The organism is Brucella sp. JSBI001 (assembly GCF_026014005.1).
GTDB classification, from domain to species: domain Bacteria; phylum Pseudomonadota; class Alphaproteobacteria; order Rhizobiales; family Rhizobiaceae; genus Brucella; species Brucella anthropi.
Genome location: NZ_CP110339.1, coordinates 2,053,815 through 2,071,624, shown reverse-complemented (window position 1 = coordinate 2,071,624; position 17,810 = coordinate 2,053,815). Strand labels below are relative to the sequence as shown.

The window sequence follows — 17,810 nt, the reverse complement described above, 5'->3', positions numbered from 1 at the left end:
GGCAATGTCGATCTCAAAGCCTGTACTTGAGGAAGATACACTGTTCATCGCCTGTACCCGACCTGCAATGTTCGCAGGTGTCACCATGGAAGCCATGGGCATGAACGTCATCGCAACGACGATTTTCTATCTCGCAGCCGGTTCTGTCGTCTATGCGCTCGTAGGTGTGGTTTTTCATTGCATCTTCCGTGCGCTCATCAGGCACGATCACAACATGTTTCGTATCGCCGTAGCCTGGGTCGAGACGCGTGGCCGGTCGCGAAACACCTCCCTGTGGGGTGGTGGCTCGATCACGCCGCTCAGACTCTCCCGCCGCTTCGACGAAAGGGATCTCGGTCTTGCCTGATACCGCAATCTTCAAGTCCCGGGAGCTCGGTCCCGAAACCTTCATTCCTTACGTGCGTCACGTCGATGAAACGACAATCGCCTTGAACTCGCGTTCGCTCATGGTGATGATTGCACTTGAAGGCGTTTCGTTCGAAACCGCAGATGTTCTGGATATCAACGCTCTGCACCGCGATATAAACACGCTGTACAGGAACATCGCCGATGAGCGGCTCGCACTATGGACCCATCTGATCCGTCGGCGTGACAAGACCTATCCCGATGGACGGTTTAAAGCGAAATTCTCCGCTCAACTCAACGAAAATTATCGCCAGCGAATGGTGAGCGAAGATCTTTTTCGCAACGATCTGTATTTGACAATCGTCTGGTCACCGCTGCGCAGCCCGGCCGAACAGGCAGCAAACGTGCTTTCGCGTCTGGTCCGTGCCCGCAACGATGATACTGAAGTCGACCAAGAGGCGGTGAAACAACTCCGCGACAAGGCGGTGGACATTACCGCAGGATTGAAACGCTTCAATCCGCAGGTGTTGTCACTGTATGATTCCAACGGCCTGCTTTTTTCAGAGCCGAGCGAGGTCTTGCACCAACTCGTCGGCGGACGAAGGGAACCGGTCCCGCTCACCGAGGGGCGCATTGCGTCCGCCATCTATTCTGACCGTGTCATTGTCGGTCGGGAGACAATCGAAATACGGCACGAGGCCGAAAGCCGCTTGGCCGGGATGCTCAGCTTCAAGGAATACCCCGCGACCACGAGGTCCAGCATGTTGGATGCTGTCCTGATTAGCCCCTTCGAGCTGATTTTGTCGCAATCCTTTTCCTTCATCTCCAAGGCCGACGCCCGCAAAATTATGGGTCGCAAACAAAACCAGATGCTCAGCAGCGGTGACAAGGCTGCTTCGCAGATCGAAGAGCTCGACGATGCCATGGACGATCTGGAATCCAACCGTTTTGTTCTCGGCGAGCATCATCTGTCACTGGCAGTGTTTGGCTCTTCAGTGAAAGAACTGGGCGATCATCTCGCCAAAGCACGCGCTGGCCTCACCAATGGCGGTGCTGTTGTCGCGCGCGAAGACCTTGGTCTCGAAGCTGCGTGGTGGGCTCAACTCCCTGGTAATTTCAGGTATCGCGCGCGTTCCGGTGCAATTACCTCACGGAATTTCGCAGCACTGTCGCCGTTCCACTCCTATCCGGCCGGCCAGAAGGACGACAACGAATGGGGGGCTGCCATCGCGCTCCTCAAAACCACATCCGGTTCGCCATACTATTTCAATTTCCATTACGGTGACCTCGGCAACGCCTTCATTTGCGGGCCCTCGGGCGCTGGCAAGACCGTGTTGCTCAATTTCATGTTGTCCCAGCTTGAAAAGCACGATCCGCACGTGGTCTTTTTCGATAAGGACCGCGGCGCCGATCTCTACATCCGTGCCGCCGGTGGCACCTATCATCCGCTTAAAAACGGAAAGCCCACCGGTTGTGCGCCACTTAAGGCACTCGACCTGACGCCAGAAAACAAGATCTTCCTCGCGGACTGGATCGGAAAGCTGGTGGGGTCGTTGTCGGGACAGGTATCTGTCACCGAACTGCGCGACATAGCCACCGCCATCGATGGGCTTGCGGATCTTCCGGTGGAACAACGTACGATCGGTGCGCTCCGGACTTTCCTCGACAATACGAACCCCGAAGGTATCGCCGCCCGGTTGCGCCGATGGGAGAGCGGAGGGCCGCTAGGCTGGGTCTTCGACAATGTCAATGAGGAAACCGGATTCGCAGAATTCGGGGTTGGTGGAAAACTGGTCGGATATGACATGACCGACTTCCTCGATAATGAGGAAATCCGCTCGCCTTTGATGGCTTATCTTTTCTATCGCGTGGAGCAACTCATCGACGGTAGGCGCATTGTCATCGTCATTGACGAGTTCTGGAAGGCTTTGCAGGATGACGCCTTCCTCGACCTTGCACAGAACAAGCTCAAGACGATCCGCAAGCAAAATGGTCTCATGCTGTTTGCGACGCAAAGTCCTCGTGACGCCATAAACTCATCGATCGCCCACACCATCATAGAGCAGTGCCCAACGCAAATTTTTCTTCCGAACGCACGCGGAAGCCATGCCGACTACGTCGATGGTTTCAAACTGACAGAACGTGAATACGAGCTGATCGCGCGCGAACTCAGCGTCGAAAGCCGCCGCTTCGTGCTCAAGCAAGGTCATAACAGCGTCGTCGCCGAATTGAACCTCCACGGCTTTGACGATGAACTCGCCATTCTTTCCGGTCGGACTGCCAATGTTGAACTTGCAGACGCAATTCGAAGTGAAGTCGGCGACGGGCTTGAAAACTGGATACCCCTTTTCCAGGAACGAAGGAGTGCAAGCTGATGATTACGAATAGAATTCAGTGCGTGGCCATTGTTGCGGCGCTGATCTTCTCAGCCGGGACTGCGAGCGGTGAAGGAATTCCTGTCATCGACAGAACATCAATCCTCAAGCACATGGAGAGTATCGCGCAACTGAAATCGCAACTCGATGCGCTCCATCAGCAGATCGAGCAGGCGCAGCAACTTTATGGTTCGCTCAACAAACTGACCGACATGGCCGATGTAGCCAGCGTTCTTAACGATCCGGTCATTCGCAAGGCGCTGCCTCCAGATTTCGCAGCCATTGAAAGCTTGTTCAAGGGCGATGGATCAGGCGTGATCGGACAGTCTGCCTCAAGGTTTCTGGAGGGCAATTCGAACTTTCGCACCGACGCCGACGATTACTACGCAAAGGAGCTATCGCGCATTCAGAACAATAATGCCGGGCAGATGAGTATCGGTCAGCAGATCTACGACGTAGCTACCAAACGCATCGACGGGATCGATGAGTTGCGAGAGAGAATATCTTCGGCCGGCGATGCCAAGGAAATCGCTGATCTCCAGGCCCGGCTTCAGGCGGAACAGGCTTTTCTCCAGACGGATGTGCTCCGAATGGAGGGGCTGCAAATGGTGCAACGCGCGCAGACACAGGTTGATGAACAGCGCAAAGCGGAAGACTGGCGCAAACGTATGGATTCGATGAAGGCTGCATTGCAATGAAACGGCTTGTTTCGATCGCTGTCCTTGTCTGCCTGACCGGGTGCTCAGAAGAGAAGGATCCAACCTTTCCCGTTGAGACGTTGATGGCGGACGAGACGCTGCTCAATCGCATCCTGGCCGAATGCCGCAATGATCCGGGCCATCTGCGCGGCACGCCAGGTTGTGTGAACGCCGAAGCGGCCGACGGAAAACGAAGGCTGCACAAGATGCGCGAAACGTTGGGGAATTGATGCGATGTATCAGGTGTTCGACTTTATCGACGGGCAGTTCAAACAACCACTGGAAACGTTCGTTTCGGATGGAACGTCGAACATCGCACAATGGATAACAGGCCCGTTGACCGTTGCCGTCACCCTATACATCGTGCTTTATGGTTATCTGGTACTGCGGGGTTCGGTTAGCGAGCCGATCCTCGAATTTGTGTTTCGGGCGATCAAGCTCGCGATTATCGTAACGCTGGTCAAGAACGCCGGCGATTACCAGACCTACGTCACGAATGTTTTCTTCAATGTACTCCCGCATGAAATTGCCGGGGCGCTCAACTCCGGCACGGCTCCAGACTCCAGCACCTTTGACAGTCTTCTGGACAAGGGACAGGCGTCCGCTACCGACATCTGGTCGCGCGCTTCCTGGCCCATCGATATCGTTACAGGCGTTGCAGGAATATTGGTCATCGCGGTGAGCTTTCTGGTTGCGGGCATTGGCTATGTCGTCTCACTTTATGCGCGTCTGGCATTGGCAATCATACTGGCGATCGGGCCAATCTTCGTTGCATTGGCACTGTTTCAGTCGACCCGGCGTTTCACTGAGGCCTGGATCGGCCAACTCGTCAATTTCGTCATTCTGCAAGTCCTCGTCGTTGCGGTGGGTTCGTTACTGATCTCGTGTATCGATTCCACCTTTACTGCCATCAACGCCTATTCCGACGTCCTCATGCGTCCGATTGCCCTTTGCGCAATCGGGATCGCCGCGCTCTACGTCTTCTATCAACTCCCCGGCATTGCATCCGCCCTCGCTTCGGGTGGCGCATCACTTGCTTACGGTTACGGCGCGGCGCGTGATGCTCATGAGGGTATGCTTGCGCGCAGCACCAGAAGTACCGGGCGCGCCCTTAAACGCACTGTTCGTCTAGTGGGCCGAACGGTTGGCCCCAGAGGTACGAACACATGACTTTATCGAAAAGAAGAGGTCTTTTCCGATGAACAGATTTTTCTGGTCCATTGCGCTAGCCGCATTGCTTGGCGGCTGCGCATCGTTGAACTATCCCTTGCCGAAGTGCGATGGCCAGACCCGCCGTCCCCTCAATCGCGCTATGTGGGAATGGGATGAAAACCGAAACCTGAAACCCCATCGCCAGGATACAAGATCATCAATGTCAGCATTGCCTTACGTTGAGCAGGGCAAAGAACCTGCGGCGTTTGCCCATCTCGATATCGCTGCATCGCATCGTTCTTGCGCGGGGTGAGGAGATGGTTACGACTGAAAGCCTCAAATCCTACTTCGAAAAAGCGCGCCGTTTTGACCAGGAGCGGATGATCCAGATAGAGCGATCGAACCGATTGGCCTGGTCTATCGCGTTGGCAGCAAGTCTGGTTGCGGTCGTCTCGATCCTTGCAGTCGCTGCGTTGACACCATTGAAAACGGTGGAGCCTTTCGTTGTTCGTGTCGACAATTCGACCGGTATCGTCGATGTGGTTTCGGCGCTGACTTCGACCGCCGGGACTTACGATGAAGCGGTGACAAAATATTTTGCCGCGAGATATGTTCGTGCCCGAGAAGGTTATGTCTGGAGTGAGGCACCGACAAATTTCAGGACGGTCGCGCTCCTCTCTACGCAAGCGGAACAGGATCGCTTTGCGAGCCACTATCGCGGTAGCAATCCGGATTCGCCGCAAGTCATCTATGGGCGTGCGGCGACGACCAAAATCAGGATCGCTTCAATCTCGCTTATAAATCAGAACGTAGCGTCCGTGCGTTATATGCGCACCGTCACTCGAGGTGACGAAGTCCGGACGACACACTGGATCGCAAGCCTGACCTATGCCTACGCCAATGCACCCATGTCCTCCACGGATCGTCTTGTGAACCCGCTTGGCTTTGCGGTTAGCGAATATCGTTCGGATCCGGAGGCGATCAATTGATAAGACAGACAGTCCTTTTATCTGCACTGTTTTCAGGAGCCGCCTTTCCGGGGCATGCACTCGAGATTCCGCACAGTGCCTCGCAGGATAGCCGCGTCCGCTTCGTCAATTATCAGCCCTTCAACATCACCAGGATCGTTGGTTCGTTACGATCCTCTGTTCAGGTTGAGTTTGCTGCAGACGAAGAGATCGCCCATGTCGCGCTTGGCAACAGTGTCGCCTGGGAAGTTGCACCAGCCGGCAATATTCTGTTTCTAAAGCCGCGCGAAAAACAGCCGGTCACCAATATTTCCGTAGTAACGACCAGACGTGATGGTTCCACGCGCAGCTACCAGATGGAATTGACCGCGCGTGACGGGACCGTGGAGGTTGGTCAGAACACCTATTTCTATTTGAAATTCCGGTATCCCGCAGATGAAGCAAACGCGCGACGACAGCAAGCTGCAGCACGCGCACGCGCTGCACAGGCGGAGGAAGCTGACGATGTGCTGGCCCTCCATGAAGCCTATGGGCCTCGTAACTGGCGTTATTCGGCGCAGGGGTCCCAGTCGCTCGAACCGCAAAGCGTCTACGATAACGGCAAGATCACGACTTTCGCTTTCGTGGGCAACCAGGAAATGCCGGCAATCTATATCGAAAACCCGGATGGCTCAGAAAGCCTGGTGTCGAAATCCGTCGACGGCAATCTAGTCATGGTTCACGCGATCAGCAGTAAGTTCATCCTGCGCCGCGGCAGGGACGTTTTGTGTGTCTTCAACGAAGCCTACAGTCGCGTCGGCATCAATCCGGATACCAAAACCACGTCACCCTCCGTAGAACGTGTCGTGAGATCCGAGACCGCGGAACAATGAAGGGGAAAAACATGGCAGACGAAGAAGAAGCCCGTATCCCCGGAGAGCGCGCCGAGACGATCACCGATCAGCGCATCGACAGCAATCCGGCTGTCAAACGCGGCGCAATTGCACTCGCAGTAGTGGCGTTTATCGGCTTTGCCATATGGTCTACTTCCGGAAACGACAACAAGAATCAACGCACCGACCCTGAGCGTGTGATCATTCGCCAAACCAACGCTTTTGAGCCAGCAAAGGAGAAGGCGGAGCCAGTTTCGCCTGTGCCTGTGCCAAAGACGGTGCTTCCAATACCCGCATTGGAGCCTGTTCCGGAAATGGAAGACAAGCTGCTCGATTCCGCGCGTCGGGCACCTGTTCTGGCCTATAGCCGGGAGCAGGGTAAGTCACCAGTACGGCGAGCCGTGACGATCCGGCACAATCGATAGATGGCAACTTCTTGCCGCTCGATAGCAACGCGATGAGCCAGGGTCAGGTGAGCAACGACGAGCAACGGTTCGATAGTCTATTGCGACCGACACGTCTTGAAGGCGCACGCGCGGGAACGCTTGGCAATCGGAATTTCATCGTCGCGATGGGAAACTCAATTCCTTGCGTACTCGAAACCGCACTCGCTTCCGATCAACCAGGTTTCACGAGTTGCATCATTAACAGGGACGTCCTCTCCGACAATGGCAGGGTGGTATTGATGGAGAAGGGGACGCAGGTCGTTGGAGAGTTCCGCGGAGGGCTTCAGCGCGGCCAGAAACGATTGCTCGTTTTGTGGAATAGAGCGAAGACGCCCGAAGGCGTGATCATCACGCTGGCATCTCCCGCGACCGACGCGCTTGGACGCTCTGGTTTCGATGGCCATGTCGACAGGCATTGGTGGGAACGCTTCGGCAGTGCGCTGCTTTTGTCGATTGTGGGCGACGCAACCGGCTATGCCAGCAACCGTTTGCAAAATAGCGGTGTCGAAGCGCAAAACACCATGAGCGCCGGTCAGCACGCAGCGGCAATCGCAGTCGAGAAATCGATCGATATTCCCCCAACGCTAAACAAGCACCAGGGCGAGATCGTCTCCATCTTCGTGGCCCGTGATCTCGATTTTTCGGATGTTTATCGCCTTCGCGTTGCCGAACCGAAAAACCGCATCTTCGATCGGGCTGTTTTGGGTGATTTCAAGCCGGAATCGAAAGTGGTGACGAAGTAAAGGAAGTAATGGATGGACAGCACGAATGCGGCAGTCGTTCGCGAACTGTTGTCACCAATTGCAATCTTTCTCCAGGACAGGTCGCTTTATGAAGTGATCATCAATAAGCCTGGGCAGGTACTGACAGAAGGACCCGATGGATGGTGCTCTCATGATGCGCCGGGTCTGACCTTCGAAAAGCTCATGCGTCTTGCAAGGGCCGTTGCTACATTCTCGAACCAGTCTATCGATGAAAAGCGGCCAATTCTTTCGGCGACGCTTCCAGACGATGAACGCATTCAAATCGTCATACCGCCTGCGACCACGAATGCCACGGTCAGTATCACGATCCGCAAACCTTCATCTGTTGATTTCGCACTTGAGGATTTGGAAGATAACGGGTTCTTTTCCGAAGCGAGAAGCACAAGCGCAGCCTGTTCAGGACCAGAAACCAAACTGGCGGAGTTATATCGCAACGGCGAGTATAAGTTGTTTCTGCAGCACGCTGTCATTGCTCGTAAGAATGTCGTAATCTCCGGCGCTACAGGTTCTGCCAAAACAACCCTTGCAAAGGCCCTGATCAAACACATCCCCCATCACGAACGAGTGATTTCGATCGAGGACACACCAGAGCTGGTTATTCCTCAACCCAATCATGTCCGTCTGTTCTATTCGAGGGGCGGGCAGGGGCTATCCGGGGTCGGCCCCCGCGAGCTTCTGGAATCCTGTCTTCGCATGCGACCGGACCGTATTCTTTTGCAGGAACTGAGGGATGGTACTGCATTTTATTATATCCGAAACGTGAACTCGGGACATCCCGGCTCGATCACCACCGTTCATGCCGGATCGACACAACTCGCATTCGAGCAACTCGCCACCCTCGTCAAAGAATCGGAGGCAGGACGTGCTCTTGAGCGCGTCGAAGTGCTTTCGTCACTTAAGATTGCAATTGATATCGTGGTTCAATGCAGGCGAATTGACGGTTCTTTCAGGGCTACGGAGATTTACTTTCGCGACGAGTTGGAAAGCTAATCCTGAAATTCATGGGTGTCGTCTTTCTTGCTCCAGCCAAGGATGCAAGCACTTTGCCTCGCAAAAGGCAGCTCCAGCACAAAATCGGCGCAGAGTATCGTGCAAACTTCAATCTCGGTTTGACTTTAATCTAATGCGCTGGCCACGATCAGCGCTCAATCACCGATTGCCCAAGGAAGTCCAGAAATGCGGCAATGCTTCGCGGAAGGTTTCGTCCCTGCATGGTTACGATTTGCAGCACACTGGCTTTCATGGTCTCGTCAACAACAGGAATGGCAACAATGTTTTCCGGAAGGGTATTGTCCTTACTACCGGCTGAGCTGGAAAACATAATCGTTTCCGCGGCGAAGGCGAATACCTTCAGGGTTGCCATCGAGTTGGTGGAAAAAACGGGATCCATTGCTAGTCCCTTGGTAGCCAGAGCGGTGTCGATGAGCTGGCGCTGGGTTCGGCCTTTGTCAGGCATGGCCATCGGTTCTGTTGACAGATCCGCAAGTGTAACCTGTTTCCGCCGGGCCAGCGGATGGGAGCGTGGGATCAGGGCGTACATTGGCCTTCTGGCGATACGCTCGATTTTCACCCCGGCAGGTGCGGAGTAGCTGTAGGTAATGCCGATATCAGCATTGCCTTCATTGACGCGTTCGCAAATTTCGGACGAGTTTCCCACCCACACGTGAAAAAGAACGCCTGGAAACCGTGTGCGAAAATCAGCAATGATACGAGCAAGGCGTCGACCGCGAATCCTTCGTAAGTTGCGACACGCACAAGCCCACGCTGCGGTCCGCGCATTTCCCGCACATCAGCCAAAGCGCGTTCGGTATCCAATGCAATGCGCCTGACATGCTTGACCAGCAGTTCACCTGCAGGACTCAATACCATCCCGCGCGGCCTGCGCTCGAACAGTTCCACGGCGAGCTCGGCTTCCAGTCGCGATATCTGCCGGCTGATCGCTGAACCCGAAACGTTCAACTGTGCGGAGGCCTCCGTAATCGAGCCAGTTCGGGCCACCTCCAGAAAATAGCGCAAGGCAATGTGTTGCAAGAGAGTCTTTCTGCTTTGCCAAAAAAGCAACGATATGAACGAATTTATGAAATTGTGGCATGTCTTTGCGCTTGTTATCAAGCCTGAACTGAGGAATGGGAGCCCTGTCGCCCCGATATTTCGCTCTCAGGGAGGTTTATATGTCTGTTTTCACCAGTGAGGCGGTTGCCGATGCAACGGCCATTCGTCAACTATTGCACAGCAATCCAGAGCTCAAGTATGAGGAACATGCGACGAGCGATCTTGTCGCCGAATTCCTGAAACACCGCGGCTACGAGGTCAAAACCGGTCTCGCCGAGACGGGCGTTCTTGCCGTCCTCGATACAGGACGTCCCGGTTCTTCAATCGGCTTTCGCGCCGATATGGACGCATTGCCTATCCAGGAAGAAACCGGTTTGACATACGCTTCGAAGACCCCCGGCAAAATGCATGCGTGCGGCCACGACGGACATACCGCTTCGCTGTTGTTGGCGGCAGACAAACTGGCCCGGCATCACGAGCATCTTTCTGGGCGAATTACACTGTTATTCCAGCCTGCAGAAGAAGGTGGTCTCGGCGCCGCACGAATGATCGAAGACGGTGCACTGGATCGGATCGAGACCATTTATGGTTATCATAACCGGCCCGGTTATCCATTGGGGCGGGTCTTTGCGAAGGCCGGACCTGCCATGGGCGGCAGTTCGCTTTACGAGGTCACTATAACGGGTAAGGGTGGTCATGCGTCCCGCCCGGACCTTGCTATCGATCCAGTATTTATTGGAGCAGGAGTTATTCAATCGCTGCAAAGTGTCATTGCTCGACGTGTGTCACCGCTGGACTCAGGTGTCGTTACCGTCACCCAGTTCCATGGCGGCAACAGCCACAATGTCATTCCAGGCCAGGCAACAATGATGATCAACACGCGCGATGGTTCACCTGAAGCCGCAGCAACAATTGACAGGGAACTCCGCCGGGTTGTTACACAGACTTGCGAGGCCTATGGTGCAAGCGTCAGACTAGAACAGACGATGCGGATCCCGCCTGTTGTCAATGACAGCGACGAGACGGACTTTACAATAAAGGTTGCTGTCGAGACCGTCGGCGCTGAAAACGCCGGTTTCATGCACCAACTGCCCACGATGGGTGCGGAAGACTTTGCGTTCTATCTCGAAAGGATTCCCGGTTGCTTCTTCTTTGTCGGTAATGGCGAAGATAGCGCCTATCTCCATCATCCGCATTACAACTATCGCGACGAGATATTGCCGGTCGCAGCGGGCATGTTCGTTGCAATAGCTGAACAGCGCCTCAAGAAGAATCCTTGAAAAGCCGGCTTCAGGTCGCGGTTTAACCCCTCTGCTTGAAGCCATTCATCATGATGCCGACCCTGGGCTGTCGGGAGGAACCGCGTCACAAGAGCGGATCGGACAGTACAGGGCCTGGAAGGGAAGAATTAGTATGCAACGTTTTTTCAATGCGATCGAACGGGCTGGCAATAAACTGCCGCATCCCGTCATCCTTTTCGCATCTCTTTGTGTTGTCGTCGCGCTTTTATCATGGGTTCTGGCAACCTACGGCGTATCAGGAGTAAATCCGAAAACCGGAGCGAGCGTCACCGTCAAAAGCCTTGTGTCGGGCGAGGGGCTGGTTTTTGCTCTGACCACCGTGGCCAAAAATTTTGTGATGTTTCCACCTCTCGGTGTCGTGCTGGTTATCATGCTTGCTATCGGTGTAGCGGACAAGACAGGTCTTATTGCTGCACTGATGCAGGTCAGCGTGATGAAGGCACCCCGCTATCTGACTACATTCGTTATTTTTCTCGTCGGCATGTGCAGCCACGTTGCATCTGATGCGGCTTATATTATCCTCATCCCGCTTTCAGCGATGATTTTCCAGGCAATGGGCCGGAATCCTCTGGTAGGAGCAGTGACAGGATATGTAGCTGTTGGAGCCGGCTATGATGCGAGCCTGCTGATCACACCGGCAGACGTTATACTCTCAGGCATTACAACAAGCGCTGCACACACTGTCGATGCAAACGCATACGTATCGCCTATCGACAACTACTATTTCATTGCCTCCTCAGCGATCGTACTTTCAATTGTTGGCGCATTCATTATCGAGCGAATTGTCGAACCCATGGCTGGCACATATCGTGGTAGCGTGGTTCTCGATGTTCATCCTGTCAGTGAACTGGAACTGAAAGGGTTGAAGCGCGTTGGTTGGGCAACGCTGGCACTCATAGTCATTATAGTCGCAGCCGTAGTGCCTGCCGGATCGCCGCTTCGCAATGAAAATGGTGGACTGGTACCTTCACCATTTCTGGAAAGCGCGGTGGCCATTTTTGCCATATTCTTCCTCTTCCTCGGGTGGATCTATGGCCGGACTGTCGGCAAAATCAAAACTTCGCAAGATGGCATAAACTTTATGGCAGAAGCAGTGAAGGAGCTTGCACCGACATTGGTTCTGTTCTTTGCCATTTCGCAGTTCCTTGCCTGGTTCAAGTGGACAAACCTGGGTGAGTGGATCGCCGTAGGCGGCTCTCACATGCTTGATGCCAGCGGATTTGGCGGTATCCCGCTTCTGGTATCGTTTGTCGTACTGGCTACCGTCATGAACCTGTTTATCACATCGGGGTCTGCACAATGGTCCTTGATGGCACCAATTTTCGTGCCCATGATGATGCTGGTTGGTTTCGAACCGGCACTGATTCAGGCAGCTTTCCGCATTGCTGACTCCTCCACCAATATCGTGACACCGATGAGCCCTTATTTCGCGGTCTGCCTCGCATTCCTGCAGCGGTATCAAAAGGATGCGGGTATCGGAACACTTGCGTCAATGACAATTCCCGTCGCACTCGGCTTTCTTGTCTCGTGGTTGTTGTTCCTGATCCTCTGGATGGAACTCGATCTGCCGATCGCACCGGGCGTGGGATTGTTTATCCAGTAGCAAGTAGCCGGGCGCCCCGCGGTGCAGCCGGCAAAAAACATCGGCATCAGAGCTCCCTGGCAATATTGTCAGGGGGCCGATTGGCAAATCCAGCCACTTTTGGATACAAGCGGGATTTCAGGCTCGTGCGAAATTAGGCAGCCAGCCTTTCTGGTGCGGTGTGGACAATACATGAGCAGTTTGGCTCCAGAGAATCCATCGTTATATTTTCAGCTTTCCATTGATGGGCAAGACTATCGCTCGCGCAATGCTTCGCGTGCTCGGTTAAAAGGTTTAATCAGGTAGTCCATCACAGTTTTGCTGCCCGTGTGGATATCAACGGTAGCTACCATGCCCGGGACGATTGGAAAACGTTCGCCACTTTTGTTGAAAAGTGCATCGGTCTCTGTCTTGATGAAAACCCGATAGTAGAATTCCTCCGGCTTGACTTCGTCCTGAATCGTATCGGGTGAAATACTCACCACTTTTCCTTTCAAGCTGCCATATATCGCATAGTCATAGGCTGTTACCTTGACCGTTGCGGGTTGGTCGGGATGGATATAGGCAATGTCACGCGGAGAAATGCGAGCCTCGATAAGAAGCTGTTCATCCAGTGGAACGATAATCATCAGCTTGCCATTGGGAGGAACCACGCCGCCTATGGTCGAAACCTCGATGTTCTTTACGATCCCACGGACAGGCGAACGTAAAGTCAGTCGCGCAAGCGAGTCGGCTCTGCCTCGGATCACTGAAGAAAGCGATTCCACATCCGCGTTCGCCTTCGCGAGTTCCTCGCGCGCCTTGACGATATAGTCGGATTGGATTTCCGTTTCCTTGAGCTGAAGCTCGACAAGCTGCCGCTTCAGCCGGATGACTTCGACATTGCTGGCAGCACCCATCTTGGTCAGCGACTGGCTTATGGCCAGTTCGTCCTGGGCAAGTTTTTTCGACTCCGCAAGCCAGTCCAGAGAGTCCTTCAGGCTACGCTTGCGTGCTTCATATAGCTTGGTTTCTGATGCCTTCAGAGAAGGAAAGGCATCCAGTTCCTCAGGAAATTCCAGATCGCTCCCGTTGACCTCCGCTGTCAGACGAGCGGAGCTGGCCAGCGCGGCCCGGTATTTCGCCGAGCTTTCCTGAACCGTCGCTTCAGTAACGGTTGGATCGAGCTGAGCCAGTACCTGGCCCGGTTCGACGACATCGTCCTGACGAACATACAATTTGGCAAGAACTCCGCCCTCCAGAGACTGGATCACCTGTTCCTGAGAGGTCGGCACCACCTTGCCGGATCCGGTAGATACCTCGTCAAGCAAAGCTAGATAAGCCCAGATCAGCAGCACCACGAAGAACGCGAACACAAGCCGGACGAAACGCTTCGAGCGTTTCAGACGCGCGCTATCGGCACTTCCGGTCACCCAGTCCCCGAAATCTTCACCAAGTGTCGCCATGTTGCTTTTCTCCGACTGGAGCGCATCCCGAAAAAGATGAAACGGTTTTCGGACAAAATGCGCTGTTCAAAACAAAAAATCGGGCGTTTCTGATGATTCAGGAAAAGTAGTGAACACCTAGGCTTGTTTTGGAGCTTCGACCTTGCTTACGCCAAGCAAGGTCTGCAATCCGCGTTCTTTGGTATCATTGAGTGTGATCTGTCCGTTTTCGACAACAACAAGTCGTTCAACCAGTTCGAGGACCCTCGTGCGATGCGTCGCAATGACCACTGTACGCCCGACGCTCCACTTCGCGAACTGCTGAATGAAAAGACGTTCGGTTGCTTCATCCATTGTTGATGTTGGTTCATCGAGCAGAACAACCGAAGGATCACGGATCAGCAGGCGCGCGAGCAATATAGCTTGTTTCTGCCCACCTGAAAGACCGCTTCCACCTTCCTGAACAAAATGCTCAAGACCTCCCGGCAGTTTGCGGATAAAACTGTCCGCTCCCACCATGCCAAGTACGCGCTGAATCTCGTCATCCGACGCATCCGGCGCGCCCATGGTGATATTGTCACGCAGAGAGCCAAAGAACAGACGTGAGTTTTGTGTCAGAAGACCGATGTCGCGCCGTACGTCCGCCGGGTCAATCTGAGGCAATGACAGATCGTCCAACAGAACCTCTCCGTCACTGGCGTCGAGAAGCCCTGCAAGAGCAAGCAGCAAGGTGGATTTGCCTGCCCCATTGCGCCCAAGAACAGCAATCCGTTCACCGTGTTCAATTCGGAAATCGCGTATCAGTAGCGCAGGAGGTGACTTTTCATCGCCGTAGCGGAAAAGCGCATTCTTCAGGAGATATGAGCCTTGGATATGGGGGCAATGAATCCGGGTTTCGCTATCGGGATGGTCGACCGGCATCTGCATGAGGCGGTCGAGTCCCTGCTTTGCGATCCTCGCATGCTGCAAACGCCCGGCAATCTGGGTAAACTGCGCCATAGGCGCCAGCATCCGCGAACCGAGGATGGAGGCGCCGACGAGCGCGCCTGTGGTGATGTCACCACTGATGACCATTGGCGCGCCGACGAAAACCGTCAGCGCGTAAACACCAGTCTGCACGTTCTGTGTCCATACGCTCAGTCCGTTTGTCACCGAACGAAGCCTGATCTGCGCCTCGCCCGTAACGGCGTTGAAATGGTTCCACTGCTGCTGGAAGCGATCCTCTGCCTGCAGGCTTTTGATGTCCTCTATGCCTTGCACCGTTTCAACCAGCATGGCGTTTCGCAATGATGACTCGCGCATAGCCTCGTTGGCGTGCTGGCGAAGACGCCGTTGCAGAAAAATTCCCGGTAGGATCAGAGCAACGATCGCGGCGAGGGGAATAAAGACAAGCGGACCTGCCAGCCACCAGAACAGAACGAGAAACAGAACGAAAAATGGAAGATCGGCAATTGCCGCAACAGTCGTCGAGGTCAACAATTCGCGCACTTGTTCAACATCGCGCAACTGGGCGATGAAAGAGCCTGTCGACGTTGGCCGGGCACGATTGCGCACCCTCAGAGCGTGGCCGAACACCACATCCGACATCTGCAGATCTGTGCGCTTGCCAAGCATATCGATGATGCCCATCCGTGAACGGCGCATCATGAAATCGAAACAGATCGCCAGCATGACACCGCTGAACAGCACATAGAGCGTATTGAAAGACTGCGCCGGGATAACGCGATCATAGACCTGCATCGAGAAGATAATACCGGTTAGCCCAAGCACATTGGCGATAAGGGAGGCGACCATCACATGACTATAGGAGCCAAGATCCTTGAAGATGATCCGCCTTAGCCAATTCTCCTCAAAGGGCTTGATGTAGGCATCGACCCGCGCATCAGGAACTGTCCTTGCAGGGCGAGCCAGCAGAACATGTTGAGTCTGCGCCACGAGATCATCGAGGGGAAAGGCATGTTCCAGTCCCTGTTCGCCACTCAGCCAGACACCCGCCTCTCGGTCTTTTGAAATCTTGTGAACGACCGCCAGTTGCCCATCAGTCAGTTCGAGAATGAAAGGTACATGCCAGGTCGAAAGACTGATATTCCGGGGATCAACCAGCTTGACACCCAGACCCATGCGACGTGCCACCGCGTGAAGCTTCATTTCATCACTGGCCTTGCGGTCCATTGAGGCGGCGGCCAGCTGCATCCCCTGAACAGAAAGCGGAAGACGGTAATATTTTGCAACGAGGCGCAAAGCTTCCAACCAGAGGTCCTCGTGGAACTTCTCCTTCTCCCTATCTTCTGCAATTTCAAGGTTCAAGACCGTTTCGGGAGGAATTTCGCCATGTTTCATTGATTGACCGGGCCTCCTCGCACCATCGCTGGATTGATGCCGAATTCGCGGCGTATTTTGCCGGAGTTGTAAAGGCAGCTCAGGTTGAGGCGTCGCAGATCGTGGACCGTATTTGCGATCTGGAAGCGGGCTTCATGTAGTTCCTGCTCCGCATTCAGCAGATCCAGAAGCGTTCGCGTTCCAAGTTCCAGGTACTGCTCGCGATAAAGGTCGCGCGTTTTGACCATCATGTTTGAACGCGATTCCAGCGATCCCATCAACCGACCCAAGGTACCGATCTGGCTTCGCGCCTCCATAAGATTTCGTTCAATGTCGTAGCGAGCCGTACTGATAGCTGCTTCTGCCGATTGGAGCGCATAGGCGGCAGCTCTTTTACGCGCCGCCGTCTGGCCGCCATTGTAAAGGGTGGACGAAACATTCAGACCTACGGAATATTCCGGCTGATGATCGTTGCTTCTCGTATCGTCTCGCGAAGCATTGAGATCGTAGCCGGTCATCGCCTCAAGGGATACCGTCGGAAGACCTTCAGCCCGGCTGGCTGCCAGTTGAGCCCTGGCTTCCTCCTTCTCCGCCTTCGCCTGAAGCATTGCCGGTACTTCCTCCCAGTCGGGAACTGCAGCCTGACAAGCCTGGCCAAGCCAGCGGGGTTCGTCTGGGGTTGGATTCGGAGAACCGCCGCCAATCAGTGCGGCGAGAGCGACCCGCCAGCGGTTCAGTTCGGATTGGAATTGCAATTGGGTAGACAGCGCCGATTCCACACGTGCATCGGCCTGTACCTTGTCGGACATGGTACTGGCTCCCTTGTCGGTGCGTTGATTGACGAGACCGGCAATGCGTTTCACCCCATCGACCTGTTCTTGCGCCAGCGCCGTAAGCCTTTTGTAACGCTGCAACTCGACCACGGCGTTGGCCGTGTCGCGCGACAAGTCATCGATGGCGAGAATAAGGCGGGCGCTGCTGATATCCCTGACAGCCCGTTCTATGTCGACAGAACTGGAAACCTTACCGAAATCATAGAGCATCTGCGATGCAGAAATGTTAAAGTTTGGCCGCCAACCCTCACGATTGGTGCTCTGATAACCGGAGGCCACTCCCGCTTTGAGTTTGGGATAATAACCTGCCTGCGCAGCCCGAATGCGTTCATCGGCCTGATAGATACGGCCTGTCGCCTCATCGACTGCGGGATGCCAGCCGACAGCCCGCCGAACAGCCGCTTCCATGGTCAAGGACCCTGTCGAGGTTTGCACCCTTGGAGGAGAGGTCAGGGCCTGATTGCCCCCATCAACACCAGGACCCGGAGGAACGGAACCTGCTGTTGACAGGGGCCGGGGAGCCTCGGTTTTCATGGCCATCCGGCCAGATATAATATCCTTTTGGCCCTTATCCATTGCAGCCATCTGGCATGCAGCCAGAAGGCATAATGCAGGCATTATGGTCGTCAGATAAACTGGAATCCGGATTTTGCGCATTTAGTATCCGTCATGGCCGGTC

At 54.5% G+C, this 17,810-nt stretch carries 16 protein-coding genes and 1 pseudogene; 12 read left to right on the top strand and 5 right to left on the bottom strand.

The annotated features are described in order from the left end of the window. Window positions 1–4 precede the first annotated feature (4 nt). The 10 genes and pseudogenes from LJ361_RS09720 to virB11 all read left to right on the top strand — a co-directional run bounded on the left by LJ361_RS09720 (window position 5) and on the right by virB11 (window position 8,610). Window positions 5–346, top strand: a complete 342-nt coding sequence (locus LJ361_RS09720) for a type IV secretion system protein VirB3 (protein ID WP_043062282.1) — start codon at window positions 5–7, stop codon at window positions 344–346. Next, complete coding sequence (locus tag LJ361_RS09715; RefSeq protein ID WP_209418681.1) at window positions 339–2,720, top strand: VirB4 family type IV secretion/conjugal transfer ATPase; 2,382 nt, start codon at window positions 339–341, stop codon at window positions 2,718–2,720. Before LJ361_RS09720 ends, LJ361_RS09715 begins: the two co-directional genes overlap by 8 nt. Continuing rightward, window positions 2,720–3,418, top strand: a complete 699-nt coding sequence (gene virB5, locus LJ361_RS09710) for a P-type DNA transfer protein VirB5 (RefSeq protein ID WP_105529384.1) — start codon at window positions 2,720–2,722, stop codon at window positions 3,416–3,418. The genes LJ361_RS09715 and virB5 overlap by 1 nt, the downstream gene beginning before the upstream one ends. Beyond that, window positions 3,415–3,648: an EexN family lipoprotein gene (locus LJ361_RS09705; protein WP_105529383.1), complete on the top strand. Its 234-nt coding sequence runs from the start codon at window positions 3,415–3,417 to the stop codon at window positions 3,646–3,648. Before virB5 ends, LJ361_RS09705 begins: the two co-directional genes overlap by 4 nt. Window positions 3,649–3,652: 4 nt before the next feature. Beyond that, a complete protein-coding gene (locus LJ361_RS09700) occupies window positions 3,653–4,588 on the top strand; it encodes a type IV secretion system protein (RefSeq protein ID WP_006468252.1) in 936 nt (311 codons plus the stop codon). 28 nt (window positions 4,589–4,616) lie between these two features. Beyond that, a complete protein-coding gene (locus LJ361_RS09695) occupies window positions 4,617–4,883 on the top strand; it encodes a hypothetical protein (protein WP_006468253.1) in 267 nt (88 codons plus the stop codon). A 4-nt stretch (window positions 4,884–4,887) separates the two neighbouring features. After that, entirely contained in the window at window positions 4,888–5,559 is a 672-nt protein-coding gene (locus LJ361_RS09690) for a virB8 family protein (RefSeq protein WP_105529382.1), read from the top strand. Then, window positions 5,556–6,410: a P-type conjugative transfer protein VirB9 gene (gene virB9, locus LJ361_RS09685; protein ID WP_210271837.1), complete on the top strand. Its 855-nt coding sequence runs from the start codon at window positions 5,556–5,558 to the stop codon at window positions 6,408–6,410. Before LJ361_RS09690 ends, virB9 begins: the two co-directional genes overlap by 4 nt. An 11-nt stretch (window positions 6,411–6,421) precedes the next feature. Beyond that, window positions 6,422–7,599, top strand: a pseudogene (gene virB10 / locus LJ361_RS09680) (type IV secretion system protein VirB10). A 12-nt stretch (window positions 7,600–7,611) separates the two neighbouring features. Further along, window positions 7,612–8,610: a P-type DNA transfer ATPase VirB11 gene (gene virB11 / locus LJ361_RS09675; RefSeq protein ID WP_209418680.1), complete on the top strand. Its 999-nt coding sequence runs from the start codon at window positions 7,612–7,614 to the stop codon at window positions 8,608–8,610. A gap of 148 nt (window positions 8,611–8,758) precedes the next feature. On the opposite strand, the gene LJ361_RS09670 is transcribed toward virB11, so the two are convergent. Together LJ361_RS09670 and LJ361_RS09665 are read right to left on the bottom strand one after the other, a co-directional pair. Then, entirely contained in the window at window positions 8,759–9,283 is a 525-nt protein-coding gene (locus tag LJ361_RS09670) for a LysR substrate-binding domain-containing protein (protein ID WP_264813421.1), read from the bottom strand. Then, complete coding sequence (locus LJ361_RS09665; RefSeq protein ID WP_264813420.1) at window positions 9,187–9,651, bottom strand: LysR family transcriptional regulator; 465 nt, start codon at window positions 9,649–9,651, stop codon at window positions 9,187–9,189. The genes LJ361_RS09670 and LJ361_RS09665 overlap by 97 nt, the downstream gene beginning before the upstream one ends. A 140-nt stretch (window positions 9,652–9,791) precedes the next feature. On the opposite strand from LJ361_RS09665, the gene LJ361_RS09660 reads away from it, so the two are divergent. Together LJ361_RS09660 and LJ361_RS09655 are read left to right on the top strand one after the other, a co-directional pair. Further along, window positions 9,792–10,952, top strand: a complete 1,161-nt coding sequence (locus LJ361_RS09660; protein ID WP_010660264.1) for a M20 metallopeptidase family protein — start codon at window positions 9,792–9,794, stop codon at window positions 10,950–10,952. 133 nt (window positions 10,953–11,085) lie between these two features. After that, window positions 11,086–12,576 (top strand): AbgT family transporter, encoded by a 1,491-nt coding sequence (locus LJ361_RS09655; protein WP_105529378.1) that lies wholly within the window; start codon window positions 11,086–11,088, stop codon window positions 12,574–12,576. Window positions 12,577–12,809: 233 nt separating this feature from the next. On the opposite strand, the gene LJ361_RS09650 is transcribed toward LJ361_RS09655, so the two are convergent. From LJ361_RS09650 to LJ361_RS09640, 3 genes are all read right to left on the bottom strand, one after another. Further along, complete coding sequence (locus LJ361_RS09650; RefSeq protein WP_105529377.1) at window positions 12,810–14,000, bottom strand: HlyD family efflux transporter periplasmic adaptor subunit; 1,191 nt, start codon at window positions 13,998–14,000, stop codon at window positions 12,810–12,812. Between the two features lie 117 nt (window positions 14,001–14,117). After that, complete coding sequence (locus LJ361_RS09645) at window positions 14,118–16,319, bottom strand: type I secretion system permease/ATPase (RefSeq protein WP_105529376.1); 2,202 nt, start codon at window positions 16,317–16,319, stop codon at window positions 14,118–14,120. After that, complete coding sequence (locus tag LJ361_RS09640) at window positions 16,316–17,539, bottom strand: TolC family outer membrane protein (RefSeq protein WP_105529375.1); 1,224 nt, start codon at window positions 17,537–17,539, stop codon at window positions 16,316–16,318. The genes LJ361_RS09645 and LJ361_RS09640 overlap by 4 nt, the downstream gene beginning before the upstream one ends. Window positions 17,540–17,810: the final 271 nt, after the last annotated feature.